The following is a 25,536-nucleotide window of genomic DNA, read 5'->3' as shown; positions in this document are numbered from 1 at the left end:
TGTGAACAGTCAGAATCGGGCATTTAGTCCCACCACCCCTTCAAGTCTAACCATACAAGCGGGCAAGCCCGCGAAGCAGGCGACGCGATTATTCCTGGTTTGCGTTCCACAGCCGGAATAACGGCTCCGCCAGAAACAGCACGAACAGCAAGCGCATCACCTGCAGCGCCGTCACCAAAGGCACGGACAGTTGCAGGGTCTCTGCTGTAAGGCTCATTTCGGCAATGCCCCCCGGCATCATCCCCAACGTCAGCGAACGCAGGTCCAGCGCTGTCATCACGCTCAACACCCACGCGGCACTGCCGGCAATGGCCATGCACAGCGCCGTGGCCAGAAGCGTGCGCCCCAGGAACGACGGGGCCCGGCGGAAGAAGGCGCGGTTGAAGTGGCATGCCAGGCCACTGCCGATCAGCCACTGGCCGATCTGGCTGGCGCCATTGGGCAGGGCGATCTGCAGGTTGCCGGCCAGGCTGACCGTGGCCGCCACCAGCAATGGCCCGAACAGCCAGGGGTTGGGCTGGCGCAACCGTTGCCAGAGCAGCGCAACGGCAACGCCGAGCGGGCTGATCAGGGCCAGCCAGCCCCAGCTGACGCTGCCGGCATGATTGAGCGGCACCCCGTCACCCAGCAGAAACTTGAACAGTGCGGGCACGCACAGCACCACTGCCAGCACCCGCAGGCTCTGCGCTGCCGCCACCTGGCTGAGCACTGCACCGTTCCGGGCACCCAGGTTGACCATCTCCCCCGAGCCGCCAGGCATGCTGGCGAAGAATGCCGTGGCGCGGTCTTCACCGGTGCGCCGCAGCAGCCACACGCCGATCACGCTGGACAGGGTGGTGAACAGGGCGCCGAAGAAGATCAGCGCAAAATGGCTACCCACTTGCTCGATCACTGCCGGCGTAAAGTGCAGGCCAATGCCGATGCCGATGATGCACTGCCCGCATTTTCGGCCGTTGGGAATTTCCGACAACTGCCAGGGCGTCAGGCAGCGCACCAGGATGATGGCCAGCAGCGAACCCACCATCCACGGCAAAGGCCAGCCGACCTTGCTGGCGAGGTAACCGCCAGCAAGGCCGACCAGCCCGGTTGCGACAAACAAAGGCAACGGTCGATCAGGCATCGGCCAGGGCCCGACGCTGCAGGCTGCGTTTACGCCAGATGCGCAGCAGCGGCAGGGCGAGCATCAGCGCCACCAACGCCCAGACGCCCATGCTGATCGGGCTCGACCAGAGGATGCCCAGTTCACCGTTGGAGATCGAGAGTGCACGGCGCAGGTTCTGCTCCATCAGCCCGCCCAGGATGAAACCGAGCAGGATCGGCGACAGTGGGAAGTCCAGCTTGCGCAGGATGTAACCCATGATGCCGATGCCGACCATCAGGAACAGGTCGAAGGTGGTGGCATGCACGGCGTATACGCCAATGGCCGTGATGATGGCGATCACTGGCACCAGCGCCCAGTTTGGCACGGCGAGGATGCGCGTGAAGATGCGGATCATCGGGATGTTGAGGATCACCAGCATGATGTTGGCGACGAACAGCGAAGCGATCAGGCCCCAGACGATGTCCGGCTGCTGTTCGAACAGCAGTGGGCCAGGGGTGATGTTGTACAGGGTCAGGGCGCCGATCATCACGGCCGTGGTGCCAGAGCCCGGTACGCCCAGGGTCAGCATCGGGACCAAGGCGCCACAGCAGGACGCACCAATGGCAGTTTCCGGCGCTGCCAGGCCACGGGCATCGCCTTTGCCGAACTTGCCGCTTTCCCCGGCCAGGCGTTTCTCGGTCATGTAGGCCACGGCACTGGCCAGCGTCGCGCCGGCGCCGGGCAGAACGCCCATGATGAAACCAAGCAGGCCGCAACGGATGTTGACCACGAATACCGAAGCCGCTTCCTTGAAGTTGAACAGCATGCGGCCGGTAGCTTTTACCGCCTGGTGACCATGGTGGGTCTTTTCCAGCAGCAGCAGGATTTCACTGATGGAGAACAGGCCTAGCACCAGCACCACGAACTGGATGCCGTCGGCCAGGTGTACGCTGTCACCGGTGAAGCGGTAGACGCCACTGTTGGCATCGATGCCGACCGCCGAAAGGAACAGGCCGATCAGTGCGGCAATGAAGGTTTTTAGCGGTTTGTCACCTGCCATGCCACCCAGGGCGACGATGGCAAACACCATCAGTACGAAGTATTCCGCCGGGCCGAAGGCGATGGCCCATTTCGCCAGCAGCGGGGCGAACAGCACCATGCCGCAGGTGGCGATGAGGGCGCCGATGAACGAACTCCAGGCCGACAGCGACAGTGCGACGCCCGCCAAGCCTTGGCGAGCCATCGGGTAGCCGTCCAGGGTGGTCATCACAGTCGAGGCTTCGCCCGGGATGTTCAGCAGGATCGAGCTGATACGCCCGCCGTATTCGCAGCCCAGGTACACCGCGGCCAGCAGGATCAGCGCAGACTCTGGCGGCAGGCCCAGGGCGAAGGCGATGGGGATCAGCAGGGCCACGCCGTTGATCGGGCCCAGGCCCGGCAGCAGGCCGACCACCGTGCCGATCAGGGTACCGGAGAGGGCGGTAACCAGGTTGTAAGGGGTCAGGGCAACGCCGAAGCCCTGGCCCAGGTAGCTCAAGGTATCCATGTGTCAGTTCTCCAGTACGCTCAGCAGGCCAAGGGGCAGGGGCACGTCCATCACGCGGTCGAACAGCCAGTAGAGCAGCAGGCTCATGCCGACGACCACGAGGGCGCTGTGCAGCCAGCGGCCGCCATACAGGCGGGCCATGGGCAGGCCGACAAGGATGGCGCTGAGGATGAAGCCCAAGGCTTCGAAGGTGGCCGCGAAGACGATCAGCAGGCCGACGCAGGCGGTGATCTTGGTCAGGGTTTCGCGGTCCAGTTCCGGTTCGTCGTCCTTGCGCACGATGGGCGTGGGGCGGAACACCAGGTACAACAGGCCCAGGCCCATCAGGCCGAGCATCAGCAGCGGATAGGCACGCGGGCCCACCGGTTCATAGGAAAACGCCGCCTGGTAGGGCCAGGCCATCACGGCCAGGGCGGCGCACACCGCCAGCAGGACCAGGGCGAAGATGCGTTGCAGGATCATTGGGGAATCCTCGTCGGGATTGCTCAAGTGAGATGCAAATCCTGTGGGAGCGGCCTTGCGTCGCGATCGGGCGCGAAGCGGCCGCTAAACCTGCCGATGCGATCTGTCCGAAGCATCGTATCGGCTGTGCCAGGGGCCGCTGTGCGGCCCATCGCGGCTCAAGGCCGCTCCTACAGGGGTGATGGTGAGTCCGACAGGCTTACTGGATCAGGCCAAATTCCTTGGCCAGTGCCTTGTAGTCGGCCACTTGCTTCTTCACATAGCCGTCCAGCTCTTCGCCGGTCATGGCGAACGGGAACAGTTCGCGCTGGTCACGCAGCTCGGCGAAGTCTTGCGAGGCCAGCATCTTGTCGAACGATGCCTTCCACCATGCGTAGTCCTCATCGCTCACCTTTGGCCCCAGGTAGAAGCCGCGCACTACCGGCCAGACGATGTCGTAGCCCTGCTCCTTGGCGGTAGGGATGTCTTTCATCTCGGGCTCGTCCAGGCGGTTTTCCGAGAACACCGCCAGGATGCGCATGTTGCCGCTCTGGATGTGCGGCATGGAGTCGGAGATGTCGGTAGAGCCGACCTGGATATGGCCGCCCAGCAGCGCCGTGGCAATTTCGCCACCGCCTTCCAGTGCAACATAGCGCAGGTCACGCGGGTTGATGCCGGCGGCCTTGGCGATCAATGCGGTTTGCATCCAGTCCTGGCTGCCGACGGTGCCGCCAGAGCCGATCACCACCTTGCTGGGGTCTTTCTTCAAGGCCGCGACCAGATCGTCGAGGGTCTTGTAGGGCGAGTCGCTTTTCACCGCGATGGCGCCGTAGCTGGTGCCGACAGCTGCCAGCCATTTCACGGCGTTCTCGTCGAAGCGGCCGAACTTGCCTTGGGCCAGGTTCAGCAGGGAGCCACTGGACCAGGCCACCAGGGTGCCGGCATCGGCCGGGCGTTGAGCGACCACGGCGTTGTAGGCCACCGCGCCGACACCACCGGGCATGTAGGTGACGCGCATCGGCTTGCTGAGGATCTTTTCCTGCACCAGGGCGCTTTGCACCAGCTTGCAGGTCAGGTCGAAGCCACCGCCGGGCGAGGCGGGGGCGATGCATTCAGGGCGTTTCGGTTCGGCGGCAAGGGCGTTGCCGGCCAGCAGCAGGCAGCCGGTAGCGAGGACGAGGCGGCGCAGTGAAAAGGTCATCGTCTATCTCCGTGAGCGTTGTTGTTTTTGGATTACCGCTATGGGGTTACCACAGCGCTACGCTGTAGCTCACCAGCAGCCTCACTTCGTCCGCGTCGCGGGCGAAGTTGGAGCGGAAGGTGGCATTGCGCAGGCGCACGGCGACGTTCTTCAACGGGCCGCTTTGTACCACGTACTTCAGTTCGGTGTTGCGTTCCCACTCTTTGCCTTCGCCACCGGCGGCACGGCTGACGTTGTCACCGCTGATGTAGCGGGTCATGAAGGTCAGGCCGGGTACGCCGAGCGCGGCAAAGTTGTAGTCGTAACGCGCCTGCCAGGAACGCTCGTCGGCACCGGCGAAGTCGTTGATCTGGACGAAGTTGACCAGGTACGGGTCGGCGCCATCGACATACGGGAAGGCGCTGTCGCCGGACAGCTGCTGCCAGGCGGCGCTGACCTTATGCCCGCCCAGGGCGTAGCTGAGCATGCCGTTGACGGTTGCGTTGTCGATGTTGCCGGCTTTGGCAGCGCCAGCATCGTCACTCACTGCCAGGCGCAGGTCGGCGCCCAAGGTGCCCGGCCCCCAAGGTTGGGTGGCGACCATGCCGATGAAGTGCTGGCGGTAGATGTCGTCGAGCTGGGCGAAGTGGTAGCTGCCGGTGATGCGGTCGGTGAACTGGTAGTCCAGGCCGGCCAGGGCCAGGTTGTCGGCGCTGAACGTGCCACCAAAGCGGCCGTTCTTGTTGTTCAGCGCCAGGTCTTCCCAATTGGTGTCGTTGCGGTCCTTGGCCTTGTCCAGGCGCCCGCCCGTGAAGGTCAGGCCCTTTATCTCTTTCGAAGTGAGCAGGCCGCCCTCGAAGGTTTGCGGCAGGATGCGCCCATCGTTGGGCTGCAGCGTCGGCAGCTCAGGGATCAGGGTGCCGAGCTTGAGTTCGGTCTGGGAAATCTTAACCTTGCCGGTGAGGCCCAGCTTGGAGTATTCGTCGGCGGCCTTGCCGTCATCATGGGTCGGCAGCAGGCCGGTATCGGTGCGGTCGGGGCTGGAGTCGAGCTTGACGCCGAGCATACCCAATGCGTCCAGACCGAAGCCTACGGTGCCATCGGTGTAGCCGGACTCGAAATTGAGGATGAAGCCCTGGGCCCACTCGTCGCGCTTGGATTGCTGCGCGCTGGTGCCATCGCGGAAGTCGCGGTTGAAGTACATGTTGCGGGTTTCGAAGGTGGCCGTGCTGTCTTCGAAGAAGGCGGCCTGGCTCATCGGGGCGACACCGGCAAGCGCGAGGGCGCTGGCGATGGCAGAGGGGCGTGCGGCAAAGGAACGGGTAGGCGCGAACGCCTGCGGCTGCGATGACAGCATCGTCGATGACTCCGTTTATTGTTCTTATTCGTTGCACCTTGCTGGTGCTTTTTTCGGCGCGAGGAGCGACCGTGGTGCGATGCTAGGCAACGAACCTTTCGCTAACCTTTCAACGAGAAAGGTTTGTCAGAAGGGGCTTCACAGGCCTGGCGACAGCGGTACACTCCGCGCCACCGCCCCACCCGAGCAGGGAGAAACCGATGCGTGTGCTGCTGGTCGAAGACCATCTGCAACTGGCCGAAAGCGTGGCCCAGGCCTTGAAAAGCCACGGCCTGACCGTGGATGTGCTGCATGACGGCGTGGCCGCCGACCTGGCCCTGGCCAGTGAGGAATACGCCGTGGTCGTGCTGGACGTCGGCTTGCCACGCATGGACGGCTTCGAGGTACTGGCGCGCCTGCGCGGCCGTGGCAAGACCGTGCCGGTGCTGATGCTGACTGCCCGCAGTGACGTCAAGGACCGTGTCCATGGCCTGAACCTGGGTGCGGACGACTACCTGGCCAAACCGTTCGAGCTGACCGAGCTGGAAGCACGGGTCAAAGCCTTGCTGCGCCGCAGTGTGCTAGGTGGAGAGCGCCAGCAACGTTGCGGGCCGCTGGTCTACGACCTGGATACCCGGCGCTTCGCCCTGGGCGACGACAACCTGACCCTGACCTCGCGCGAGCAAAGCGTGCTGGAAGCGCTGATCGCCCGCCCGGGCCGGGTGATGAGCAAGGAGCAACTGGCTGCCCAGGTATTCGGCCTGGACGAAGAAGCCAGCCCCGACGCCATCGAAATCTACATCCACCGCCTGCGCAAGAAGCTCGATGGCCACCCGGTGGCCATCGTCACCTTCCGCGGCCTGGGCTACCTGCTAGAGCACCGCGATGCGTGACAACGGCAGCCTGCGCGGGCGACTGCTGGGCAACCTGGCCTTGCTGCTGGTGGTGCTGATGCTGGCCAGTGGCCTGAGTGCCTACTGGAATGGCCGCGAAGCCGCCGACACGGCCTACGACCGCACCCTGCTGGCCTCGGCGCGAACCATCGCCGCCGGTCTTTCGCAGCGTGACGGCTCGCTGAGCGCGGATGTGCCCTACGTGGCGCTGGACACCTTCGCCTACGACAGTGCCGGGCGTATCTACTACCAGGTGCTGGACATCAAGCAGCGGCTGATTTCCGGTTACGAGAACCTGCCACCGCCGCCACCCGGCACGCCACGTACTGATGACTACCCGGCACTGGCGCGGTTCTACAACGCCACCTACCTGGGCCAGGACGTGCGCGTGGTCAGCCTGCTGAAGGCAGTGAGCGAGCCGAACATGAACGGCATGGCAGAAATCCGTGTGGCCGAGACCGAGGAGGCGCGGGTGCGCATGGCCCGTGGGTTGATGGCCGACACCCTGCTGCGCCTTGGCATGCTGGCGCTGGGAGCGCTGGTAATGGTGTGGTTTGCCGTGAGCGCGGCGTTGCGGCCGCTGGAGCGTCTGCGCACGGCGGTAGAGGAGCGCCAACCGGATGATCTGCGGGCGCTGCCGGTGGTGCAGGTGCAGCGTGAGCTCAGCCCGCTGGTGCGGGCCTTGAACCACTTTACCGAGCGTTTGCGCGGCCAGTTCGAGCGCCAGGCACAGTTCATTGCCGATGCCGCCCATGAACTGCGTACGCCACTGGCGGCCTTGAAGGCTCGGGTCGAGCTGGGGTTGCGCTCTTCCGAGCCGCAGGAGTGGCGGCAGACCTTGGAATCTGCGGCCCAGGGCACCGACAAGCTGACCCATCTGGCCAACCAGTTGTTGTCGCTGGCGCGGGTTGAAAACGGTGCACGGGCGATTGCCGAAGGCGGTGCGCAGCGCCTGGACCTGAGTCAGCTGGCCCGTGAGCTGGGCATGGCCATGGCGCCTTTGGCGCACAAGCGCGGGGTGGCGCTGGCCCTGGAGGCCGAGGCCCCCGTATGGCTCAAGGGTGAACCGACGCTGCTCAACGAACTGTTGAGCAACCTGGTGGACAACGCCCTGGCGCATACGCCAGCGGGGGGCAATGTGATCTTGCGGGTAGTGGCGCCGGCTGTGCTGGAGGTGGAGGATGACGGCCCGGGCATTCCCGAGGCTGAACGCGAGCGGGTGTTCGAGCGGTTCTACCGGCGCAGTGCGCAGGGTAGCGGCCTTGGCCTGGCGATTGTCGGCGAGATCTGCCGGGCGCACCTGGCACAGGTGAGCCTGCATGATGGCGAGAAGGGCGGGTTGCGGGTGCGAGTGAGTTTCATAGCCGATTGATGTGTTGCCTGTACCTGCCTCTTCGCGGGTAAACCCGCTCCCACAGGTAATGTACATGCCTGTAGGAGCAGCCTTGTGCTGCGAAAGGGCCGGCACAGGCTAAGGCAAGTCAGCGCAACATGCTTCGCGCCTCGAGCAGTTCATCCACTTCCAGCTCTGTACCGAACGGCAGCCCAAGATGGCGGTACGCCGGCAGTGCCGCCAACGGCCGATGGCGGCCACGCTGGCTGATGCAGCGGGCGATTTGCACGATGTCGATGTAGTCGACCTTGTCGGTCTGCCGGTCCAGGTCCTGAACCTGGCTCGGCAAGTTGATCAACTGCTCCGGAAACTCCCAGGCCTTGAGGATCTTGTCCCCCAGCACCGGCTGGATCTGCTCGATCACGTAATGCAGGCAAACCGGGTCCGACAACAGCTCGTTGTGCTCTTCGGCATAGATCAGCACCGGCAACGCGCCGATCTGGTTGACCAAGCCGCCCAAAGTGGCCTGTTCAGGCTTGAGCTGTGTATAGCGACGGCAGATTTCGTAGCTGATGCCCGCCACTTCCAGGCTGTTGGTCCATATATCGCGAAGCTTCTGTTCAACCGCCGGTGAGCGGGCATGGAAAATCTGCTCGATCACCAGGCCGATGGCCAAATTGCAGCTGTAGTTGATACCCAGTCGCGTGATGGCGGTATGCAGGTCGGTGACCTCAACCGCCGCGCGCAGCAGCGGGCTGTTGACCACCTTGATCAGGCGCGCTGAAAGGGCCGCGTCGCGACCGATCACCTTGCTCAGGGCCGCTACGCTGATCTCGCTGTCTTCCGCCGCCTCACGGATGCTCAAGGCAACCTCGGGCAGGGTCGGCAAGACCAGGTCATCCTTTTCGATGGCATCGAGCAACTGTGCTTGAACCATCTCGGCCAGCTTGTTCATGGGCGTGTCTACCGCAGTGGTGGTGCGGCCCCGCCACGGTGGCGGGGCAGGCTGGTCAGCGCTGGATTTCCCGGTCGCGGTCCAGTTCGTAGGGCAGGGTCAGCACCTGCAGGCGCGGGCCTTCGAGGCTGCCCAGGTGCAGGTTGTCGTCTGCCACCGCGTCGGCGCCGAGCACCGCGAGCAGTTCACAGCCGGCGCCGTTGCTGGCAGCAATGACCACTTCACCGACCGACGAACCATGGGTGGGCGAGAAGATCTCGGCACCTGGGGCCGGAATCGCCTGCTGGTCCAGTGCCAAGCGGTACTGGCGGCGTTTGAGCTTGCCCAGGTACTGCATGCGGGCAACGATTTCCTGGCCGGTGTAGCAACCTTTCTTGAAGCTGACGCCGTCGACGGCCTGCAGGTTGATCATCTGCGGGATGAACAGCTCACGGGTCGGCCCCATGACCTGGCCGATACCGGCACGCACCTGCCCAAGCAACCAGTCGTTCAGGCTGCCTTCAGGCAGGGCGCCGGCGAGGGCCTGGCGTACCGTGTCGGCGTTTTCCGCCGGTACCCACAGCTCGAAACGGCCCTCGGACACGGCAATGGCGATCAGGCCTTCATGGCGCACGGTACTGCCGGCGCCTTCGGGCACGTCGAGCCCCAGTGCCAGCAGCGCAGCGTCACCGCCTTGCAGACCAAAGCGTGCCCAGGCGGCGCTTTCATCGGTCAGAGTGGCCTTGGAAAATACAGCGTATTTCTTCAGGTCGGCCAGTTGCGCCTCAAGCAGTTCGCTGGCCATGGCCAGCAGGTAGCCGTTGCCTTCGGGCAAGATGCGGAAGCTCGATTGCATGCGCCCCTTGACCATGCAGCGGGCGCCCAGGCTGGCGTGTTCCTGGCTGAGGTAGTTGATGTTGCAGGTCAGCTGGCCTTGCAGGAACTTGCCTGCATCGGAGCCGCGGACGGCGAGGATGCCCTCGTGGGACAGGGGGCAGAAGAAAGCGGAATCGGCCATGGGTCATCGCGGTGGCTAAAGACTGGCGGCCATCATAGAACGCCGGTAACAAAATAGGTAGGTGACTAGACCAACGCCCGGTGTCGCTGCGCTCGCCGGGCTGTATACTGGCGGGCCATTCGAGGAGGGCCCCATGGTCGAACAAACTGAACTCAACCGGCTTTTCTGGCATAGCCGCCGCGGCATGCTGGAACTGGACGTACTGCTGGTGCCTTTCACCCAGGAAGTCTACTCCACCCTCAACCAGACCGACCGCGAACTGTACGTGCGTCTGTTGAGCTGCGAGGACCAGGACATGTTCGGCTGGTTCATGGAGCGCACCGAGTCCGAAGACCCGGAGCTGCAACGCATGGTCCGCATCATCCTGGACCGTGTCCAGCCCAAGTGAGTGTTTCGAGTGCCGCTGGCAAGGCTCGCGCCTGCTGCTAGCGGCCTACCTGGGTTGCCAGGTGCTGGCGTGGCTTGCCGTGTGGGCGAGCCCGTTGCCTGATTGGCTTTGCTTTTCTGTTGTCGCCGCCTGTATCACCCACGCTGGCTGGGCCATTCCCCGACGAATCCTGTTGACCCATGAGCATGCCGTTGTCGGCCTGCGCCGTGATGTGCGCGGCTGGCAGGTGTTCTGCCGTGCCCGTGGCTGGCAACCGGTGCGGTTGTGCCGGGACAGCGTGGCGTTGCCGCGGCTGGTGGTGTTGCGTTTTGAGCGAGCGGGGCAATGGGTGGGGCAGAGCCAGTGCATACCCCAGGATGCGTTGGGGGCGGATGAGCATCGGCGCTTGCGGGTGCGGTTGAAGTTCAGCCGGCGGCGCTGGGCTGCGGTGAGCCGGGCATAGATCAAGATCGGGCTAGCTTCTTCGCGGGCTCGCCCGCTCCCACAGGTATTGCGTAAAGCTGCAAGGCAGTGGAATTCCTGTGGGAGCGGGCGAGCCCGCGAAGGCCCCCGCCACCGTTTTCAGAGCGGACTGAGGATGGTGTCCTTGGCCTCGTCCAGCATCCCTGGGTAATCCAGGGTGTAGTGCAGCCCGCGGCTTTCCTTGCGCTGCATGGCTGACAGGATCATCAGTTCGGCCACCTGCGCCAGGTTGCGCAGTTCGATCAGGTCGCGGCTGACCTTGTAGTTGCTGTAGAACTCGTCGATTTCGTCCAGCAGCAGGCGAATGCGGTGCTGGGCGCGCTGCAGGCGCTTGCTGGTACGCACGATACCCACGTAGTCCCACATGAAGCGCCGCAGCTCGTCCCAGTTGTGCGCGATGATCACGTCCTCGTCCGAGTCGGTGACCTGGCTGGCATCCCACCCCGGCAGCGCCGTGGGCATGGACACGTGTTCCAGATGCGCCTCGATGTCGGCAGCGGCGGCACGGCCATAGACAAAGCATTCCAGCAGCGAGTTGCTGGCCATGCGGTTGGCACCGTGCAGGCCGGTGAAGCTGGTTTCGCCGATGGCGTACAAGCCTGGCACATCGGTGTGGCCGCGATCATCGACCATCACCCCGCCACAGGTGTAGTGCGCCGCCGGTACGACCGGGATCGGCTGGCGGGTGATGTCGATGCCAAAGGCCAGGCAGCGCTCGTACACGGTGGGGAAGTGGCCCATGATGAAATCGGCCGGCTTGTGGGTGATGTCCAGGTACACGCAGTCCACGCCCAGGCGCTTCATCTCGTGGTCGATGGCGCGGGCCACGATGTCGCGCGGGGCCAGCTCTTCGCGCGGGTCGAAGCGTGGCATGAAGCGCTCGCCATTGGGCAGGCGCAGCAGCGCACCTTCACCGCGCAGTGCTTCGGTGATCAGGAAGCTCTTGGCCTGCGGGTGGTACAGGCAGGTCGGATGGAACTGGTTGAATTCCAGGTTCGCCACCCGGCAGCCCGCCCGCCAGGCCATGGCGATGCCGTCACCGCAGGCGCCATCGGGGTTGCTGGTGTAGAGGTAGACCTTGGCTGCACCGCCGGTGGCCAGCACGGTGAAGCGCGCGCCGAAGGTGTCCACCTCACCGGTGTTGCGGTCGAGCACGTAGGCGCCCAGGCAACGCTCGCCCGGCAGGCCCAGGCGGCGTTCGGTGATCAGGTCGACCGCCACGCGTTGCTCCAGCAGCTGGATGTTCGGGCGCCGGCGCGCCTGTTCCAGCAGCGTGGTGAATATGGCTGCGCCGGTGGCGTCGGCGGCGTGGATGATGCGTCGGTGGCTATGGCCGCCCTCACGGGTGAGGTGGAATTCAAAGCCGCCATCGTCAACGCTGGAGTGCTCGTCGCGGGTAAAGGGCACCCCTTGCTCGATCAGCCACTGAATGGCTTCGCGGCTGTGTTCGACGGTAAACCGCACTGCATCTTCATGGCACAGGCCGCCGCCGGCATTGAGGGTGTCCTCGACATGCGACTGCACGGTATCGGTATTGTCCAGCACCGCCGCGACGCCACCTTGGGCCCAGAAGGTCGAGCCGTTGGCCAGGTCGCCCTTGCTGAGCACGGCAACGCGCAGGTGGCTGGGAAGGTTCAGTGCCAGGCTGAGACCGGCGGCACCGCTGCCGATCACCAGGACATCATGTTGGAATTGTTGGCTCATGTCGGGACACTAGTAATCTTTAGAGAGGGCGCGGCACAATAGTCACGCGCAGATGGCATTGTGAAACTATCGTTAAACTTGGCCAGGTTGCCTTTATAGCAGCCCGCGGTGGCCAATTTCCATGCCACTTGGCCACTTACCGAGGCGCGCGGCAACCTTTGTGGGAACTTTCCGATATGGCCGGAAATCCTATGAAGGTTGCCCGCACGTCACAATTTGCCGCGGCGACGCAGGGTTGCAGGCCTGTCCGGGCTGTCCCGGCGTATTCGAAACCTGATTATCGACGTAGCCGGCCGTGACCGCGCCACGTCTTCCGTGCCAGCCGACCAAGGGCTGCAGGAAACTTGCTTGGAGGGGAGAACTTTTGCGTAAAGCCCGAGTCTATGGTTGCAAGCCTGATCGATGGGTGTTGCACCGCTCCTTCGAGTTCACTGAGGAGTGTTCATGCTAACCCAGGAAGAGGATCAGCAGCTTGTCGAGCGCGTGCAGCGCGGTGACAGGCGAGCGTTCGATCTGTTGGTGCTGAAGTATCAGCACAAGATTCTCGGGTTGATCGTGCGGTTCGTTCACGATACCCACGAGGCCCAGGATGTAGCACAGGAAGCCTTTATCAAGGCCTACCGTGCGCTTGGCAATTTCCGCGGTGACAGTGCGTTTTATACCTGGCTGTACCGCATCGCCATCAACACGGCGAAGAACTACCTGGTGTCCCGTGGAAGACGGCCGCCAGACAGCGATGTGAGCTCCGAGGATGCGGAGTTTTATGACGGCGATCATGGCCTCAAGGATCTCGAGTCCCCAGAGCGCTCGTTGTTGCGGGATGAAATCGAAGGCACTGTCCATCGCACCATCCAGCAACTGCCCGAAGACCTGCGTACGGCGTTGACCCTGCGCGAGTTCGACGGGCTGAGTTACGAAGACATTGCTAGTGTCATGCAATGTCCGGTGGGTACCGTGCGCTCTCGAATCTTCCGCGCTCGGGAGGCCATAGATAAAGCCCTGCAGCCGTTGTTGCAGGAAACCTGAGACAGCGGCGACAGCCAAGAGAGGAACCGCCATGAGTCGTGAAGCTTTGCAGGAATCGCTGTCCGCGGTGATGGATAACGAAGCGGACGAATTGGAACTGCGTCGGGTGCTGAGCGCCGTAGACGACGCCGAAACCCGTGCCACCTGGTCGCGTTACCAGGTAGCCCGTGCAGCCATGCACAAGGAGCTGCTGCTGCCTAACCTGGATATCGCCTCGGCGGTGTCTGCGGCGCTGGCTGACGAAGCCGTGCCGGTCAAGGTCAACAAGGGCCCATGGCGCAGCGTCGCTCGCCTGGCGGTCGCCGCCTCGGTCACCGTTGCGGTGCTGGCAGGCGTGCGGATGTACAACCAGGACGAGATCACCGGCGCCGAGCTGGCTTCGCAGCAGCCTGCACAACAGGGCCTGAGCATGCCACAAACTCAGGGTCCGGCCGTATTGGCAGGCTATAGTGAAAGCAGTGAGCAGCCGACCGGGCCGATGGCCAACGGTGTGCTGCAAAACCAGGCTGGCTGGGATCAGCGTCTGCCGGGCTATCTGCGTCAGCATGCCCAGGAGTCCGCACTCCAAGGCACCGAGACTGCCCTGCCGTACGCCCGTGCCGCCAGCATGGGAAATCCCGCTAAGTAAGGAGGATCATGCGCGCGCTACCTCTTCTGTCGCTGCTGATTGGCAGCTGCATGACCGTGCCGGTATTGGCAGCCAACTCCTCGCCCCAGGCGAGCGAGTGGCTTGGCAAGCTGGCACAAGCCGAGCAAAAGCAGAGTTATCAGGGCTCGTTCGTCTACGAACGCAACGGTAGCTTCTCTTCCCACGATATCTGGCACAGGGTCGAGGACGGCAAGGTCAGCGAGCGGCTGCTGCAGCTCGATGGCGCCGCCCAGGAAATCCTGCGCGTGGATGGCAAGGTGGAGTGCGTCAGTGGGGCGTTGGTCAGCGGCGTGACTACTCCTGCGGATGCTGCTCAGCGTGTGCTTGATCCGCTGAAGCTGATGGGCTGGTACGATTTGAGCGTGGCGGGCAAGTCACGGGTCGCCGGGCGCGATGCCGTGATCGTGACGCTCACTCCCCGCGACCAGCACCGCTATGCCTTCGAACTGCACCTGGATCGCAACACTGGCCTGCCGCTTCGCTCGTTGATGCTCAACGACAAAGGGCAGTTGCTGGAGCGCTTCCAGATGACTCGCCTCGATACCACCAAGCCGCCCAGCGACGATGACCTGCGCCCCAGTGCTTCCTGCAAGCCGGTGCAGCGTGTTGCCCCTGCCAGCAGTGACAGTGTCGCCGGCTGGCGCTCGGATTGGCTCCCGCCAGGGTTCGAGCTGGTCAACAGCTCGGTACGGCGTGACCCCAAGCGTGACAGCACGGTCAGTAGCCTGATGTACGATGATGGCCTGGCGCGCTTCTCGGTGTTCCTTGAGCCCGTGAAGGACGATGCCGGGACCGATGTGCGTACCCAGCTTGGCCCGACCTCGGCCGTTTCGCGGCGCCTGAACACGCCCAAGGGCAAGGTGATGGTCACCGTGGTCGGCGAAATTCCGCTCGGTACGGCAGAACGCGTCGCATTGTCGATGCGCCCCCAGGATGCCCAGGCGCGCCAGTAATGGTGCGCTTTTGCGGGCCATGCCAAGGCGAACGGATATGCGCCTGAAATGAAATTAAAGCATTGTCATTTGCAATCTACTGGCAAATTTTCTATAGGTCAGGCTTCTTGGAGCCTGGCCTTTCCTGCTTTGTGCAGGGGCCTTTCTAAACTACCGCTCGTTGTGACGGGAGTCGTATGTCAACACCACGCTTGAAATCCTACCTATCGATGTTCGCCGCCGTGCTCATGCTCGGCCAGGTGCTCACCGCCCAGGCCGAGGAAGCCCTGCCCGACTTCACCACGCTGGTAGAGCAGGCCTCGCCGGCAGTGGTCAACATCAGTACCAAGCAGAAGCTGCCGGACCGTCGCGTTGCCGCTGGGCAGATGCCGGACCTGGAAGGCCTGCCGCCGATGTTCCGCGAATTCTTCGAGCGCAACATGCCGCAGCAGCCGCGCTCGCCGCGTGGCGACCGTCAGCGTGAGGCGCAATCGCTCGGTTCGGGCTTCATCATTTCCAGCGATGGTTATGTGCTGACCAACAACCACGTGGTGGCCGACGCCGACGAAATCATTGTCCGCCTGTCGGACCGCAGCGAGCTGCAGGCCAAGCTGGTCGGCACCGACCCGCGCACCGACGTGGCCCTGCTCAAGGTCGAAGGCAAGAACCTGCCGATCGTGAAGCTGGGTGATTCCGAGAAGCTCAAGGTGGGTGAGTGGGTGCTGGCCATCGGTTCGCCGTTCGGCTTCGACCATTCGGTGACCAAAGGTATCGTCAGCGCCAAGGGCCGTACGCTGCCCAACGAGACCTATGTGCCGTTCATCCAGACCGACGTGGCCATCAACCCGGGTAACTCGGGCGGCCCGCTGTTCAATATGAAGGGCGAAGTGGTGGGTATCAACTCGCAGATCTTCACCCGTTCTGGCGGCTTCATGGGTCTGTCGTTCGCCATCCCGATCGATGTGGCGATCGATGTGTCCAACCAGTTGAAGAAAGACGGCAAGGTCAGCCGCGGCTGGCTGGGCGTGGTGATTCAGGAGGTCAACAAGGACCTGGCCGAATCCTTCGGCCTGGACAAGCCGGCGGGTGCGCTGGTGGCCCAGGTGCTGGAAGACGGCCCGGCAGCCAAAGGTGGCCTGCAGGTGGGTGACGTGATCCTGAGCATGAACGGCCAGCCGATCGTCATGTCGGCGGACCTGCCGCATCTGGTCGGTAGCCTCAAGGACGGCGAAAAGGCCAAGCTGGAGATCATCCGCAACGGCAAGCGCCAGACCCTGGATGTGGGTGTCGGCGCGATGCCGGATGACGATGCCGAAATCGGTGCCGGTGTCGAAGGCAGCGCCGAGCGTAGCAGCAACCGCCTGGGCGTTTCGGTGGCCGACCTGACCGCCGAGCAGAAAAAGTCCCTCGAACTCAAAGGCGGCGTGGTTATCAAGGAAGTGCAGGATGGCCCGGCAGCGATGATCGGCCTGCGCCCGGGTGACGTCATCAGTCACCTGAACAACCAGGCCATCGGTTCGGCCAAGGAATTCACCGAAATCGCCAAGGAACTGCCGAAGAACCGCTCGGTGTCCATGCGCGTGCTGCGTCAGGGGCGTGCCAGCTTCATCACCTTCAAGCTCGCTGAATAAGCGGTTTTGCAGGCAGGAAAGGGCAGCTACGGCTGCCCTTTTTCATGAAAATTCACAATTGCGGGCGCCAAAGCGCGGCACAGCCCGATAGAGGAATCTCCCATATCCCTGCTGCTTGAGGTACAATTCCCGGCTATTTTTCGGCGGGCGTCCCGGCTCGCAGCCTTTTCGAGTGTTGACCCGTGAGTGATTTGAGTCATATCCGCAATTTCTCCATCATCGCCCACATCGACCATGGCAAGTCGACGCTGGCCGACCGTTTCATCCAGATGTGCGGTGGCCTGTCGGCGCGCGAAATGGAAGCCCAGGTGCTTGATTCGATGGACCTGGAGCGCGAACGCGGGATTACCATCAAAGCCCACAGCGTCACGCTTCACTACAAGGCGCAAGACGGCAAGACCTACCAGCTGAACTTCATCGACACCCCCGGCCACGTCGACTTCACCTACGAAGTCTCGCGCTCGCTGGCGGCCTGTGAAGGCGCACTGCTGGTGGTGGACGCTGGCCAAGGCGTTGAAGCCCAGTCCGTTGCCAACTGCTACACCGCCATCGAGCAGGGCCTGGAAGTCATGCCGGTCCTGAACAAGATGGACCTGCCCCAGGCCGACCCGGACCGCGTCAAGGACGAGATCGAGAAGATCATCGGCATCGACGCCACCGACGCCGTGGCCTGTAGCGCCAAGAGCGGCATGGGCGTAGACGAGGTGCTCGAGCGCCTGGTGCACACCATCCCCGCGCCTGTAGGCGAAATCGACGCGCCCCTGCAGGCGCTGATCATCGACTCCTGGTTCGACAACTACCTGGGCGTGGTCTCGCTGGTGCGTGTGCGTCAGGGCCGCGTCAAGAAGGGCGACAAGATTCTGGTCAAGTCCACCGGCAAGGTGCACCTGGTCGACAGCGTGGGTGTGTTCACCCCGAAACATACCCAGACCGCTGATCTGAAAGCCGGAGAAGTAGGCTTCATCATCGCCAGCATCAAAGACATTCACGGTGCGCCGGTGGGTGACACCCTGACCTTGTCCTCGACCCCCGAGGTCGAAGTGCTGGCGGGCTTCAAGAAAATCCAGCCGCAGGTCTACGCCGGCCTGTTCCCGGTCAGCTCCGACGACTTCGAAGACTTCCGCGACGCATTGCAGAAGCTCACCCTCAACGACTCGTCGCTGCAGTACATGCCGGAAAGCTCCGACGCCCTGGGCTTCGGCTTCCGTTGCGGTTTCCTCGGCATGCTGCACATGGAGATCATCCAGGAGCGCCTGGAGCGCGAATACGACCTGGACCTGATTACCACCGCCCCGAGCGTGATCTACGAGCTCGAGCTGAAGACCGGCGAAACCATCATCGTCGATAACCCGTCAAAACTGCCGGATGTCTCGGCTGTGACCGACTTCCGCGAGCCGATCGTCACCGCGACCATCCTGGTGCCGCAGGAACACCTGGGTAACGTCATCACCCTGTGCATCGAGAAGCGTGGCGTGCAGCGCGACATGCAGTTCCTCGGCAGCCAGGTGCAGGTGCGTTACGACATGCCGATGAACGAAGTGGTCCTGGACTTCTTCGACCGTCTCAAGTCCACCAGCCGCGGCTATGCTTCGCTGGATTATCATTTTGATCGCTACCAGTCGGCCAATCTGGTCAAACTGGACGTACTGATCAACGGCGACAAGGTCGATGCCCTGGCATTGATCGTGCACCGCGACAACGCGGCCTACAAAGGCCGTGCGTTGACCGAGAAGATGAAGGAACTGATCCCTCGGCAGATGTTCGACGTGGCGATCCAGGCAGCCATTGGCGGCCAGATCATCGCGCGGACAACCGTCAAGGCGCTCAGAAAGAACGTACTGGCCAAGTGCTACGGTGGTGACGTCAGCCGTAAGAAGAAACTGCTGGAGAAGCAGAAGGCCGGTAAGAAACGCATGAAACAGGTAGGCAACGTGGAAATTCCACAAGAAGCCTTCCTCGCCGTGCTCAGGTTGGATAGCTAGGTCCTATGTCGCTAAATTTCCCGCTGTTGCTAGTCATCGCCGTCTTTGTCTGCGGTCTGCTGGGCTTGATCGACCTGCTGTTCCTGGCCCCGCGCCGGCGTGCGGCAATCGCCAACTATCAGGGCAGCGTCAGCCAGCCCGAGATGGCCGTTGTCGAGCGCCTGAACAAGGAACCGTTGCTGGTCGAGTACGGTAAATCGTTCTTTCCGGTGCTGTTCATCGTGCTGGTGCTGCGTTCATTCCTGGTCGAGCCGTTCCAGATTCCTTCGGGGTCGATGAAACCGACCCTGGAAGTGGGCGACTTCATCCTGGTGAACAAGTTCTCGTACGGTATTCGCCTGCCGGTGATCGACAAGAAGGTCATCGAGGTGGGTGACCCGCAACGCGGTGATGTAATGGTGTTCCGCTATCCGAGCGACCCGAACGTCAATTACATCAAGCGAGTGGTCGGCCTGCCGGGCGACCAGATCCGCTACACCAACGACAAGCGGCTGTTCGTCAACGGCCAGCCGATTGCCGAACAACTGGTGGGCACCGAACCGGGCACCCTGGGCAGCGCCGAGCTGTACAAGGAAAAGCTCGGCGAGGCCGAACACCTGATCCGCAAGGAAATGAGCCGTTATCGCATGCCGCCGGACCAGCAGTGGACCGTGCCGGCAGGCCATTACTTCATGATGGGCGACAACCGCGACAACTCCAACGACAGCCGTTACTGGGATGATCCGAACATTCCCAAGGAACTGCACGGCATGGTTCCGGACCGGAACATCGTCGGCAAGGCCTTTGCGGTCTGGATGAGCTGGCCAGAGCCCAAGCTCAGCCACCTGCCCAACCTGTCGCGGGTCGGCCTGATCCATTGATACCCATCGGCGCTGTCCAGCAGACAGCGCCGAATGCATTTCTGACATAGGCTGTGTTCTCAGGGATCGGGAGATTCGTCGCATACGGCGGCGGGCCACAGCCAAACAGTCTTTCAGGATGTTGATTTGAACAACGCGTTGAACAACAAACGGGTGGTTGCATGAGTGCTTCCCTTGCCCATCTGGAGCGAAAGCTCGGTTATACCTTCAAGAATCAGGACCAGATGCTTCTGGCACTGACCCATCGCAGCTATGCCGGGCGCAATAACGAGCGCCTGGAGTTTCTCGGTGACGCCATTCTCAACTTCGTCGCCGGCGAAGCGCTGTTCGAGCGCTTCCCGCAGGCCCGCGAAGGCCAGCTGTCGCGCCTGCGCGCGCGCTTGGTCAAGGGCGAGACCCTGGCCCGCCTGGCCCGTGGTTTCGACCTGGGCGAATACCTGCGCCTGGGTTCGGGTGAGCTCAAAAGTGGCGGTTTCCGTCGTGAGTCGATCCTGGCCGACGCCCTGGAGGCACTGATCGGAGCCATCTACCTGGACGCCGACATGGACACGGCCCGGGAACGCGTCCTGGCCTGGCTGGCCGACGAGTTCGAAGGCCTGACCCTGGTCGACACCAACAAGGACCCGAAAACCCGCCTGCAAGAATTCCTGCAATCGCGCAGCTGTGAGCTGCCGCGTTACGAAGTAGTGGATATCCAGGGTGAACCGCACTGCCGTACTTTCTTCGTCGAATGCGAAGTCGTGCTGCTGAACAACAAAAGTCGTGGTCAGGGCGTTAGCCGGCGTATTGCCGAGCAAGTCGCTGCCGCGTCCGCACTGATCGCCCTGGGCGTGGAGAATGGCAATGACTGATAACAACCCGACGCGCTGCGGCTACGTGGCCATTGTCGGCCGCCCCAACGTGGGCAAGTCGACCTTGCTCAACCACATCCTGGGCCAGAAGCTGGCGATCACTTCGCGCAAGCCGCAGACCACCCGCCACAACATGCTCGGCATCAAGACCGAAGGTGATGTGCAGGCGATCTACGTCGACACCCCCGGTATGCACAAGGCCAACGACAAAGCCTTGAACCGCTACATGAACCGCAACGCCTCGGCGGCCCTGAAGGACGTCGACGTGGTGATCTTCGTGGTCGACCGCACCAAGTGGACCGACGAGGACCAACTGGTGCTGGAGCGCGTGCAGTACGTGACCGGCCCGCTGATCATCGCGGTCAACAAGACCGACCGCATGGAAGAGAAGGCCGAGCTGATCCCGCACCTGCAGTGGCTGCAGGAGCAACTGCCAAACGCCGAAGTCATGCCTATTTCTGCGCAGCAGGGGCACAACCTCGAAGCGCTGGAAGCACAGATCGCCAAGCACCTGCCCGAGAACGATCACTTCTTCCCGGAAGACCAGATCACCGACCGCAGCAGCCGCTTCCTGGCCGCCGAACTGGTGCGCGAGAAGATCATGCGCCAGTTGGGTGCCGAGCTTCCGTACCAGATCACCGTGGAAATTGAAGAATTCAAGCAGCAGGGCCAAGTGCTGCATATTCACGCGCTGATCCTGGTCGAGCGCGACGGCCAGAAAAAAATCATCATTGGCGACAAGGGCGAGCGCATCAAGCGCATCGGCTCCGAGGCGCGCAAGGACATGGAAGTGCTGTTCGACTCCAAGGTCATGCTCAACCTATGGGTCAAGGTGAAGGGCGGCTGGTCCGACGACGAGCGCGCCCTGCGCTCGCTGGGCTACGGCGACCTCTAAGGCTCAAGGCGGCCCTTGTGGGAGCGGCCTAGCGTCGCGAAAGGGCTGCGAAGCAGCCCCAGCCATTTTGGCGGCAATGCTGAAATCCGGGGGGCCGCGTTGCGGCCCTTTCGCGACACGAGGCCGCTCCCACAACCACGGGCTGGGTAAACGCTAATGGAACAACCTGTCGGCCAGCCAGCCTACGTGCTGCACAGCCGTGCCTACAAGGAAACCAGCGCGCTGGTGGACTTCCTCACGCCGCAGGGCCGCATGCGCGCTGTACTGCGGCGTGCGCGTGGCAAGGGCGGCAGCCTGGTGCGGCCGTTCGTGCCGCTTGAGGTGGAGCTGCGCGGGCGTGGCGAGCTGAAGAATGTCGGGCGGATGGACAGCGCCGGCATCGCCGCCTGGCTGCACGGCGATGCCCTGTTCAGCGGGTTGTACCTCAATGAACTGCTCATGCGGCTGCTGCCCGCCGAAGCGCCGTTCCCGGCCCTGTTCGAGCACTACGCCCTGACCTTGCAGGCCTTGGCCGCCGGGCGCCCGCTGGAGCCGCTGCTGCGTTCGTTCGAATGGCGGCTGCTGGACGAACTCGGTTATGCGTTCTCCTTGAATCATGACGTCAACGACCAACCCATCGCCGCAGACGGGCTGTACCGCTTGCGTGTGGATGCCGGCCTGGAGCGGGTCGAACTGGTGCAACCCGGCCTGTTTCGCGGCATCGAGCTGATGGCCCTGGCCGACGCCGACTGGGACACCCCAGGCGCGTTGCTCGCGGCCAAGCGCCTGATGCGCCAGGCACTGGCGGTTCACCTGGGCGCAAAACCGTTGGTCAGCCGGGAACTGTTTCGCAAGCGCTGATCACGACGTATGCTGTGGGGCTCAACCTTCAGGAGAGCCTTTCGTGACTCACAGCAACCGCATGCTTCTTGGCGTAAACATCGACCACGTGGCGACCCTGCGCCAAGCCCGGGGCACGCGTTACCCTGACCCTGTCAAGGCTGCCCTGGACGCCGAGGAAGCGGGCGCCGATGGCATCACCGTGCACCTGCGCGAAGACCGTCGGCACATCCAGGAACGTGACGTGGTGCTCCTCAAGGATGTGCTGCAGACGCGCATGAACTTCGAAATGGGCGTCACCGAAGAGATGATGGCCTTTGCCGAGAAGATCCGCCCGGCGCACATCTGCCTGGTGCCTGAAACCCGTCAGGAACTGACTACCGAAGGTGGCCTGGACGTGGCGGGGCAGGAGGCACGGATCAAGGCGGCCGTGGAGCGCCTTGCCCGCACCGGTGCCGAAGTGTCGCTGTTCATCGATGCTGACGAGCGCCAGATCGAGGCCTCTCGCCGGGTGGGGGCGCCGGCCATCGAGCTGCATACCGGGCGTTACGCCGACGCCCAAACCCCGACCGAAGTGGCCGAGGAGTTGCAGCGTATCGTTGATGGCGTGGCGTGTGGCGTGGGGCAGGGGCTGATCGTCAATGCTGGCCACGGGCTGCATTACCACAACGTCGAGGCGGTGGCGGCGATCAAGGGCATCAATGAGCTGAACATTGGCCATGCCTTGGTGGCGCATGCGCTGTTTGTCGGCTTCAAGGCGGCGGTGGCCGAGATGAAGGCACTGATCGTGGCGGCTTCGCGCTGACTGATTGGTTGCCTGTACTGGCCTCTTCGCGGGTAAACCCGCTCCCACAGGGATTGCACAAGCCTTAAGGCCTGCGGAGTACTTGTGGGAGCGGGTTTACCCGCGAAGAGGCCGCTACAGGCAGCCGATTACTCGGCAGGAAACACCAGGGTGAAGCGAGTAGGCCCCAAGGGGCTGCTGTTCACTTCGACCCGCCCGCCATGCAGCTGCATGATCGACTTCACGATCGCCAACCCCAACCCGGTTCCGCCCTCCAGCCGCGAACGCCCCGGGCCCACCCGGTAAAACCGCTCGAACAAGCGCGACTGGTGTTCTGTAGCAATGCCGGGCCCCTGGTTCTCTACCGAAAGCCATACTTCGCTGCCTGAACGTTCAATCCGCAACTCGACGCGCTCACCCTCAGGGCTGTGGCGGATGGCATTGCTCAGCAGGTTCGACAACGCCCGCTGAAACATCAGCCGATCCGCCAGCGCCGTTCCCCACCCCAGCACACGCAGCTCGACTGATTTCCCCTCGGCACTGAAGGCAAACAGCTCGACAACTCGCGCTGCCTCGTCAGCCAGGGCCAAGGGTTTCAATGCAACCTGCGTTTGCGGCTGGCTGACCTGGGCAAGAAACAGCATGTCATTGATGATGCGGTTGAGCCGGGTCAGCTCCTCGATACTGTCTTCCAGTACTTCCCGGTAGTTGGCGTTGTCCCGCTCACGGGCCAGGGTCACTTGCGCCTTGCCCATCAGGTTGCTCAATGGGGTACGCAACTCATGGGCCAGATCGTCGGAGAACTGCGACAACTGGCTCACGCCCTGATCGAGGCGGTCGAGCATCACGTTGATGCTGCTGGCCAATTGCGCCAGTTCTTGCGGCAGGCCGGTAGCCGGCAGGCGATGTTGCAGGTCCTGGGCCGACACTTGCCCGGCAATGCGCCGGAAGCGCCGCAGTGGTTTCAGGCCGCGCTGCATCAGCCACCAGGCGCCTGCACCGATCAATAGCAGCAGCAGTGGCAAGGCGAGCAAGGTCGAATGCAGGTAGGCCTGCAGCAGGGCGTTGTCGTCGGCGCGGTTGAGCGACATCATCACCTTCACCGGCGTGTTGTCGCGCAGGCGCATCAGCCGGGTCACGGTGAGGAACTGGTTGCCGCTGCTGTCGCGCCATGCGTGAAAGGCCAGGCGGGCATCGGTGTGCAACTCGCCCACCCGCGACTCCAGGGCCGGGCCCAGGCTGAGCAGGTGCGGGTGGCGGCCTTCCAGGGCCAGTACGCTGAGGCTGAGGTTGTCATGCCCCATCACCAGGTCGAGCAGTGGATGGGCGCGGGTGCCCAGGTCCTCGCTGCGCAGATCGACGCGCAGGTTGTGTTCAACCTGCAGCATCTTGCGCGCCAGGTCCTTGCGGGCGCGGCTGTCCAGTTCGTGATCCAGGGCGAACACGGCCAGGCAGGCCAGCAGCAGCACCAGTGCGGCGCCCATCAGTGTCACGCTCAGGCCCAGGCGCAGTGACAGGCTGGCGTTTTTCAAGCGCGCGCCTCCAGTACATAGCCTACGCCGCGCAGGGTATGGATCAGCTTGTTGTCGAACGGGTCGTCGATCTTCGCCCGCAGGCGACGGATCGAAACTTCGACCACGTTGGTGTCGCAGTCGAAATTCATGTCCCATACCAACGAGATGATCTGGGTGCGCGAAAGCACTTCACCACTTTGGCGCATCAGCAGGTGCAGCAGGGCGAACTCCTTGGCGGTCAGGTCAATGCGCTGCCCGGCGCGGTAGGCGCGGTGGCGGCCGGGGTCCAGTTCCAGGTCTGCGACGCGCAGGGTGCTGGGCTGCAGCTGCTGATCGTTACGGCGCAGCAGGCTGCGGATACGCGCCAGAAGTTCAGGGAATTCGAAGGGCTTGAGCAGGTAGTCATCGGCGCCCAGGTCCAGGCCTTTGACCCGGTCGGCCAGGCGACCATGGGCGGTCAGCATCATGATGCGCGTGGCCGATTCGGCACGCAGCCGCTGCAGCACGGTCCAGCCATCGATTTCAGGCAGGTTGACGTCGAGGATGACCAGGTCGTAGGGCTGTTGGCGGGCCAGGTGCAGGCCGTCGGTGCCGGTGTGGGCGCAGTCGACCACGTAGCCGTTTTCGCGCAGGCCCTGTTGCAGGTAATCGGCGGTACGCAGTTCGTCCTCGATGATCAGTAGGCGCATGGGAGGCTCAATGTGATGAAAGGGGGGCGATTCTCGACCCTGTAGTGACATCAGGGTCAAGGAGCAGGATGTTACGGCATGCATATGGCGGTGCGGCGCAGATAACGGATTTGTAATGCTGCTGTTATCTGGCTGTCTGTCGGGGCTCTTTCGCGGGTGAACCCGCTCCCACAGATCCTGTACTAGCAGCCTGGTGCTGCGAAGAGGCCCCGACAGGCAGCACAAGGCCACATTGCAGGACTGTAATCCCCGCCTCACCTTGCTGTTAGCCGCCCCTCGCTAGGATGGCCGCATCTGATCGGTTATCACGAGGTAAACACGATGAACCTGACCAAGTACCTGCTGTTGGCCACCCTTGCCCTGGGCAGTGCCAGTGTCTATGCCGAGGGCGGTGCGGAGCGCTCGAAGCAGTTCTGGCAAGCGTTCCGCGAAGACCAGCAGCGGCTGCACGGCGACAAGCAACAGGCCGTTGCAGAGCGTGAGCGCAAAGCGCAAGAGAAGGCCCGCGAGGTGGCCAAGGATTGAGGTCACAAACACCTGCGCCGCGACAGCTCCTCGGCGCAGGTGCATTCAGGCGCCCAACCGGGC

25 protein-coding genes are annotated in these 25,536 nt (G+C 63.2%); 15 read left to right on the top strand and 10 right to left on the bottom strand.

Annotation, left to right across the window (positions count from 1 at the left end; genetic code table 11):
* Window positions 1-88 precede the first annotated feature (88 nt).
* The 5 genes from WF331_RS24365 to WF331_RS24345 all read right to left on the bottom strand — a co-directional run bounded on the left by WF331_RS24365 (window position 89) and on the right by WF331_RS24345 (window position 5,605).
* Window positions 89-1,120, bottom strand: coding sequence for an AbrB family transcriptional regulator (locus WF331_RS24365; RefSeq protein WP_041167583.1), 1,032 nt, complete (start codon window positions 1,118-1,120; stop codon window positions 89-91).
* Window positions 1,113-2,627, bottom strand: coding sequence for a tripartite tricarboxylate transporter permease (locus WF331_RS24360; RefSeq protein WP_016498161.1), 1,515 nt, complete (start codon window positions 2,625-2,627; stop codon window positions 1,113-1,115). The genes WF331_RS24365 and WF331_RS24360 overlap by 8 nt, the downstream gene beginning before the upstream one ends.
* 3 nt (window positions 2,628-2,630) lie before the next feature.
* Entirely contained in the window at window positions 2,631-3,089 is a 459-nt protein-coding gene (locus tag WF331_RS24355; protein WP_016498162.1) for a tripartite tricarboxylate transporter TctB family protein, read from the bottom strand.
* Window positions 3,090-3,288: 199 nt separating this feature from the next.
* Window positions 3,289-4,269 (bottom strand): Bug family tripartite tricarboxylate transporter substrate binding protein, encoded by a 981-nt coding sequence (locus WF331_RS24350; RefSeq protein WP_049275301.1) that lies wholly within the window; start codon window positions 4,267-4,269, stop codon window positions 3,289-3,291.
* A 46-nt stretch (window positions 4,270-4,315) separates the two neighbouring features.
* Window positions 4,316-5,605, bottom strand: a complete 1,290-nt coding sequence (locus WF331_RS24345) for an OprD family porin (RefSeq protein ID WP_284399389.1) — start codon at window positions 5,603-5,605, stop codon at window positions 4,316-4,318.
* A 200-nt stretch (window positions 5,606-5,805) separates the two neighbouring features.
* Between WF331_RS24345 and WF331_RS24340 the strand changes: the two genes are divergently transcribed.
* Window positions 5,806-6,477, top strand: coding sequence for a response regulator (locus WF331_RS24340; protein ID WP_016498165.1), 672 nt, complete (start codon window positions 5,806-5,808; stop codon window positions 6,475-6,477).
* Complete coding sequence (locus tag WF331_RS24335; RefSeq protein WP_016488836.1) at window positions 6,470-7,849, top strand: sensor histidine kinase; 1,380 nt, start codon at window positions 6,470-6,472, stop codon at window positions 7,847-7,849. The genes WF331_RS24340 and WF331_RS24335 overlap by 8 nt, the downstream gene beginning before the upstream one ends.
* Window positions 7,850-7,958: 109 nt before the next feature.
* Here the strand turns inward: WF331_RS24335 and WF331_RS24330 are convergent, their stop codons facing one another.
* Complete coding sequence (locus WF331_RS24330) at window positions 7,959-8,765, bottom strand: HDOD domain-containing protein (RefSeq protein ID WP_016498166.1); 807 nt, start codon at window positions 8,763-8,765, stop codon at window positions 7,959-7,961.
* Between the two features lie 55 nt (window positions 8,766-8,820).
* Window positions 8,821-9,762: a CAF17-like 4Fe-4S cluster assembly/insertion protein YgfZ gene (ygfZ, locus tag WF331_RS24325; protein ID WP_016498167.1), complete on the bottom strand. Its 942-nt coding sequence runs from the start codon at window positions 9,760-9,762 to the stop codon at window positions 8,821-8,823.
* A gap of 133 nt (window positions 9,763-9,895) precedes the next feature.
* On the opposite strand from ygfZ, the gene WF331_RS24320 reads away from it, so the two are divergent.
* Both WF331_RS24320 and WF331_RS24315 read left to right on the top strand, forming a co-directional pair.
* A complete protein-coding gene (locus WF331_RS24320; protein WP_174370767.1) occupies window positions 9,896-10,150 on the top strand; it encodes an FAD assembly factor SdhE in 255 nt (84 codons plus the stop codon).
* Window positions 10,134-10,592, top strand: coding sequence for a protein YgfX (locus WF331_RS24315; protein WP_016498169.1), 459 nt, complete (start codon window positions 10,134-10,136; stop codon window positions 10,590-10,592). The genes WF331_RS24320 and WF331_RS24315 overlap by 17 nt, the downstream gene beginning before the upstream one ends.
* A 119-nt stretch (window positions 10,593-10,711) precedes the next feature.
* On the opposite strand, the gene nadB is transcribed toward WF331_RS24315, so the two are convergent.
* On the bottom strand, window positions 10,712-12,316 hold the full coding sequence (gene nadB / locus WF331_RS24310) for an L-aspartate oxidase (RefSeq protein WP_241799942.1): 1,605 nt from the start codon (window positions 12,314-12,316) through the stop codon (window positions 10,712-10,714).
* Between the two features lie 444 nt (window positions 12,317-12,760).
* Between nadB and rpoE the strand changes: the two genes are divergently transcribed.
* The 10 genes from rpoE to pdxJ all read left to right on the top strand — a co-directional run bounded on the left by rpoE (window position 12,761) and on the right by pdxJ (window position 22,766).
* Complete coding sequence (gene rpoE, locus WF331_RS24305; protein ID WP_003252049.1) at window positions 12,761-13,342, top strand: RNA polymerase sigma factor RpoE; 582 nt, start codon at window positions 12,761-12,763, stop codon at window positions 13,340-13,342.
* A 31-nt stretch (window positions 13,343-13,373) separates the two neighbouring features.
* The gene (locus WF331_RS24300) at window positions 13,374-13,970 is read left to right on the top strand and encodes a sigma-E factor negative regulatory protein (RefSeq protein WP_340623365.1); all 597 of its coding nucleotides are present in this window, start codon (window positions 13,374-13,376) and stop codon (window positions 13,968-13,970) included.
* Window positions 13,971-13,978: 8 nt separating this feature from the next.
* Entirely contained in the window at window positions 13,979-14,944 is a 966-nt protein-coding gene (locus WF331_RS24295) for a MucB/RseB C-terminal domain-containing protein (protein ID WP_049276348.1), read from the top strand.
* A gap of 209 nt (window positions 14,945-15,153) precedes the next feature.
* On the top strand, window positions 15,154-16,554 hold the full coding sequence (locus WF331_RS24290) for a DegQ family serine endoprotease (RefSeq protein WP_016498173.1): 1,401 nt from the start codon (window positions 15,154-15,156) through the stop codon (window positions 16,552-16,554).
* Window positions 16,555-16,736: 182 nt separating this feature from the next.
* The gene (gene lepA / locus WF331_RS24285) at window positions 16,737-18,536 is read left to right on the top strand and encodes a translation elongation factor 4 (RefSeq protein WP_016498174.1); all 1,800 of its coding nucleotides are present in this window, start codon (window positions 16,737-16,739) and stop codon (window positions 18,534-18,536) included.
* Window positions 18,537-18,541: 5 nt separating this feature from the next.
* Complete coding sequence (gene lepB, locus WF331_RS24280; protein WP_049276347.1) at window positions 18,542-19,396, top strand: signal peptidase I; 855 nt, start codon at window positions 18,542-18,544, stop codon at window positions 19,394-19,396.
* A gap of 161 nt (window positions 19,397-19,557) precedes the next feature.
* Window positions 19,558-20,247 (top strand): ribonuclease III, encoded by a 690-nt coding sequence (gene rnc, locus WF331_RS24275; protein ID WP_016488825.1) that lies wholly within the window; start codon window positions 19,558-19,560, stop codon window positions 20,245-20,247.
* Entirely contained in the window at window positions 20,240-21,142 is a 903-nt protein-coding gene (era, locus tag WF331_RS24270) for a GTPase Era (RefSeq protein ID WP_340623364.1), read from the top strand. The genes rnc and era overlap by 8 nt, the downstream gene beginning before the upstream one ends.
* 156 nt (window positions 21,143-21,298) lie before the next feature.
* Window positions 21,299-21,982: a DNA repair protein RecO gene (gene recO, locus WF331_RS24265; RefSeq protein WP_016498177.1), complete on the top strand. Its 684-nt coding sequence runs from the start codon at window positions 21,299-21,301 to the stop codon at window positions 21,980-21,982.
* A gap of 61 nt (window positions 21,983-22,043) precedes the next feature.
* Window positions 22,044-22,766, top strand: coding sequence for a pyridoxine 5'-phosphate synthase (gene pdxJ, locus WF331_RS24260; protein ID WP_420793222.1), 723 nt, complete (start codon window positions 22,044-22,046; stop codon window positions 22,764-22,766).
* Between the two features lie 128 nt (window positions 22,767-22,894).
* Here pdxJ and WF331_RS24255 read toward each other — a convergent pair whose 3' ends face one another.
* Window positions 22,895-24,277 carry a heavy metal sensor histidine kinase gene (locus tag WF331_RS24255; RefSeq protein ID WP_016498179.1) on the bottom strand — a complete coding sequence of 461 codons (1,383 nt, stop codon included), beginning with the start codon at window positions 24,275-24,277 and terminating at the stop codon, window positions 22,895-22,897.
* Entirely contained in the window at window positions 24,274-24,948 is a 675-nt protein-coding gene (locus WF331_RS24250) for a heavy metal response regulator transcription factor (protein WP_016498180.1), read from the bottom strand. Before WF331_RS24250 ends, WF331_RS24255 begins: the two co-directional genes overlap by 4 nt.
* A 321-nt stretch (window positions 24,949-25,269) precedes the next feature.
* On the opposite strand from WF331_RS24250, the gene WF331_RS24245 reads away from it, so the two are divergent.
* The gene (locus WF331_RS24245; protein WP_003252072.1) at window positions 25,270-25,473 is read left to right on the top strand and encodes a hypothetical protein; all 204 of its coding nucleotides are present in this window, start codon (window positions 25,270-25,272) and stop codon (window positions 25,471-25,473) included.
* Window positions 25,474-25,536: the final 63 nt, after the last annotated feature.

The organism is Pseudomonas sp. YNh (assembly GCF_037993085.1).
Lineage (GTDB): Bacteria > Pseudomonadota > Gammaproteobacteria > Pseudomonadales > Pseudomonadaceae > Aquipseudomonas > Aquipseudomonas putida.
The sequence above is the reverse complement of the archived record's forward strand: the minus strand, read 5'-3'. Positions and strand labels throughout refer to the sequence as shown.